3 protein-coding genes are annotated in these 4344 nt (G+C 39.2%); all 3 read right to left on the reverse strand.

The window, feature by feature from the left end; genetic code table 11:
* Window positions 1-198 precede the first annotated feature (198 nt).
* The 3 genes from Q8W40_RS27770 to Q8W40_RS27780 all read right to left on the reverse strand — a co-directional run bounded on the left by Q8W40_RS27770 (window position 199) and on the right by Q8W40_RS27780 (window position 3300).
* Entirely contained in the window at window positions 199-696 is a 498-nt protein-coding gene (locus Q8W40_RS27770) for a hypothetical protein (protein WP_305402072.1), read from the reverse strand.
* Between the two features lie 749 nt (window positions 697-1445).
* Window positions 1446-2171, reverse strand: a complete 726-nt coding sequence (locus tag Q8W40_RS27775; RefSeq protein ID WP_305402073.1) for a hypothetical protein — start codon at window positions 2169-2171, stop codon at window positions 1446-1448.
* Between the two features lie 580 nt (window positions 2172-2751).
* The gene (locus Q8W40_RS27780; RefSeq protein ID WP_305402074.1) at window positions 2752-3300 is read right to left on the reverse strand and encodes a hypothetical protein; all 549 of its coding nucleotides are present in this window, start codon (window positions 3298-3300) and stop codon (window positions 2752-2754) included.
* Window positions 3301-4344 lie beyond the last annotated feature (1044 nt).

The following is a 4344-nucleotide window of genomic DNA, read 5'->3' on the forward strand; positions in this document are numbered from 1 at the left end:
TGTTTAGCCATAAATCACCTCTCAATTAGACCCTAGATCTAACTTAGTAAAGTGTCTACTAAACGTGGGGTACTCGGACGTATAACGCCCAGTTAAGTAGCCAAAAACGCACAAATACTGTTTCTGCAAACTACCCTAAACACAAAACTCACCGCAAGCTAAAAATGCCACGCGTTTTTGGTCTGCTTGAACTGTTTGTTAGCATTGCTTTAACTTGATACTCGTTTTACCTGCAACAATACTGGAAAAGAAAACACCTTTATCAGTTATCTTGTAATCATATGGAGGATCTACTGGTGCTTGACCTATAATCTGACCACTAGAGGTATACAAGCGGCAATCTAACTCACCTAGTTCTAAAATGTTTCCTTTCAGATGCTTCCAACCCCAAAATAATTCTGGGTAATTAATATCTAGTATACATTTATTTAAAATATCAATAACCGCTGAAACACTACCAGCTCCGAGAAACAAAACGTGACTACCCTCATTCCAATGTAAAGAAGCTTCTGCTGTACTGGAAAAATGCGACCATAATAATGCTATTCGGGTAACCGAATTTCCTTCTGTAATTTCAACTGTAGTCCTGCGATCGAAGCCTATTTCTTCAGAAATAGTAATATCAGCATCGTCACCAGCAGACCCTATGTCCTCTGAGTTTACTTTTACAACTGAGTTCTCGAATACAAATTCCATAACTTCCTTGCGATGCTAACGCCCAATTAAGGGGTGAACAACGCCTCTACCCAAACCTAAAGCATTGTGCCATAAACGCTAAAAATGAAGTAGAAGCAAAAGTGCCAAGCGTTGTGAATCCCTCTTAAATTGCTTGTTATAAATATTTTGACCTACTGATACTTCTCGGCAACTACGGTTTCGATAGCCTGACAAAACTCATTAATGTCTTTCGTCTCGACAGCGGAACAAGTCAGATAAATTGAACCCTCTCTATACGTAGCCGTGAAGCTTTCATAATGCACTGTACTGCTAAAATTAAAACAAATATTCAACTCAATTGATTTGTGGAACCCAAACTCATCAAAGCCGTAAACTGACGTAACTATATGTATTGGGGGAACTCGCTCACTATCATGGATGTTCTTTGCATACGAAGTAACTTTGCCGCGAGTACGGAAATGTTTATTCAAACGCTTTTCGAGATCTTTAAGTTTTCTGATAACTAGCTTTTTAGCGTTAGTTTCCGTTCTTGAGGTTTCAAGAATCTTTTTGTTTAATCGATCAAATTTCCCACCGGGTTTGCCGATCATAAGTCTACGAAAAAAATCAAAAATCACCGATAAAGCCTCTAATATTTATAACGCCCTGTTAAGGTGTGAGCAACGCTATACCGAAGCTACCGCATACTACCTTAAACACAAAAACCAACGCATAGTAAAAATGCCACGCGTTGCGAATCACTCTTAAACAGATTGTTATGTGCGAACTCAAAGATTAAGATCTTGAATTGCGTACTTTTTTGTTAATGACAATAAGTCTGTGTTCAACTGCTTGCAATGTTGATAGTGCTCCAGAACACGCTCATAGAAGTCAGCTTGATTTTCGTCATCCTCCTGACTTAAATCTGTATTGAACACTCGATTTTTGAGTTGAGTAAGCAATTCAGATAGTTCTTCAGCATGTGCTGATAAATACATAGATTTAACAGAAAAAGAGCTGTCAAATGCCTTAATGCTTTCCTGCATCTCATTCATCAATCGGTCACGTGATTCCACTGCATCTTTAGACTCAAATTTTTCTCTGAATTTCTGCTGCTCACCGTCTATGTATGCATCATAGCTTTTAGCGTTTTGCTCTTCTTCCTCGGTTTCGTACAACCCGTGATAAACACTCGAAATATGCACATAACAATCGGTATATTCATGTAAGTAAATTACTAGCTCGTTCAAATACCTTTGACTTGTATTTAGGCACACAATTAGTTCCTCATAAGCAACTCGCTTGGTTTCCCAAATTTGCTGTTTAACCCAGAACCTTTCGTTAAGTTGACTTTTAACCTGCTCTACTGCCTTTGTGCTTTTCTTTAGCTGCTTTAGGGCACCATCAAAGTCATCATTGGTTGCCAAATTGTCCATTCGCTTTTTGAGGTAAGCCCCGAAAGGAGCAATAAATAAACCTGTAATGATTGCAGGCAAAAAATCTAGAAATTCCAATTATTTCTCCAAATATCAACTATTCTTCGCTAGCACATAACGCCAGCTTAAACCGCAAACAACGCACAAAACAAGCTGCCGCATTACGCCTTAAACACTAAATTCACCGCAAACTAAAAATGCCACGCGTTGTTTGTCGGTTTGAAGCTTTTGTTAGAGCGATACAAACAAAAAACTCGCTTGGCAATGAAGCACTTAGCTTGCATTCAATGAACTGCATCTTAACCAACAAAACTTACTGCAACCAGACCACAAAGACCAAAACACCGATTCAGTCGAGAATTTAGGGAAACGAGCCTAGAGAAAAGCTTCAAAACTCAGTAAATATAACTGGATTTGAAAGCTTGCAACGACTTGGTTTACGACGACTTTTCCACCTTGATGCTGGTTGAGCAACCAAACTCAAAAACACTTAAGCCAACAATTTTCGAGAACCTTACAAACCTTGAATTATCAAAGCGCTATAACGCCCAATTAAGTAGCCAAAAACGCACAAATGCCGTTCCTGCAAGCCACCTTAATCGCTAAAATCACTGCAAACTAAAAATGCCACGCGTTTTTGGTCTGCTTGAATTGTTTGTTAGCTTAATTGCTGAACAATAGCGATGTTTTTTTCAGGTATTACAATGACTCTATTATAAGTAGACTTATCCTTAGATAAAAAAACCAACTTTCCATCCCTATATTTTACAACAATACCTTTGAAACACTGCTGTTCAGATAGCGTACAGACTTGCGTATTTGCCTCAGATTTTAAATGTTGAGCTGCTAGTTCGTTCGCATCACTTACCACAGGTACCAAAGCTAAAAATAGGACAGGAAGTGAACCAATTAGAATGTAAGGTAAACTTTGCAAGTCTATATAGGAACTAAGCCAATTAGCTTTAGCTGTTGTAAACCTTTTCAAAGGCATGTATCCACAACCAATTAATGCGCCCACGAACATAAAAAATGCTATACCTGAAGCGAAATTGAAAAACAGATACATGCCACCGATAGACAGGTATTCCAAGGAGTCTCCAATCATTTCATAGTGAGCAAATCCTAGCTTCTCTAGAAAAGCAGCATCATATAAAAAACCGATTACATACGCTGTAGTTACTATTAGGGACAAGATCCCTATGACCACTTTAGTCAAAACTTTCTCCATTAAGCTAACGCCCAGTTAAGTAGCCAAAAACGCACAAATGCGGTTTCTGCAAACTACCCTAAACACAAAACTCACCGCAAGATAAAAATGCCACGCGTTTTTGGTCTGCTTGAACTGTTTGTTGTAGCGATACAAGCAAACAGACTTAACTTGGCAATGAAGCAATTAGCTTGCATTCAATGAACAGCATCTTAGCCAACAAAACTGACTGCAACCAGACCACAAAGCCCAAAACACCGATTCAGTCGAGAATTTAGGAAAGCTAGCCGGAAACTAAACTTCAAAATCTGATAGAGCAGATTGGTTTTGAAATCTGACTGCACCTTGGTTTGCGAGGATTTACCACCTTGATTCAAGTTAAGGAATAGAACTCAATAACACTGAAGTCAGCAATTTTCGAGAGCCTTACAACCATTGAATTATCAAAGCGCTATAACGCCAGCTTAAACCGCAGACAACGCACAAATCAAGCCGCTGCATTACACCTTAAACACAAAATTCACCGCAAACTAAAAATGCCACGCGTTGTTTGTCGGTTTGAAGCTTTTGTTAGAGCGATACAAACAAAAAACTCGCTTGGCAATGAATCCACTTAGCCTGCACTCAATGAACTGCATCTTAGCCAACAAAACCTTCTGCAACCAGACCACAGAACCCAAAACACCGGATCAGTCGAAAATTTAGAGGAGCGAATCGAAAACCAAGCTTCAGAATTTGATGAATCGAGATAATTTGAAAGAACTACAATTGCTTGGTTTGCGACGACTTATCCACCTTGATTCAGGTTAAGGAATAGAACTCAAAAACACTGACGCCAGCAATTTTCGAGAACCTTACAACCTTTAAATCATCAAAGCGCTATAACGCCGCATTAAGGTGTGAGCGACGCTTGGCTATACTTGAGCGAAGCGAAACTGCCAAGCGTTGCGAATCACTCTTAAATGCTTTGTATGGATAATAAGCTCTCCAATCGGGTAAGGTGAGACCCAGACTTTAGCTGCAACTAAAGTTCTTCTATCTGGT

The organism is Vibrio penaeicida (genome assembly GCF_030689305.1).
GTDB lineage: Bacteria > Pseudomonadota > Gammaproteobacteria > Enterobacterales > Vibrionaceae > Vibrio > Vibrio penaeicida_B.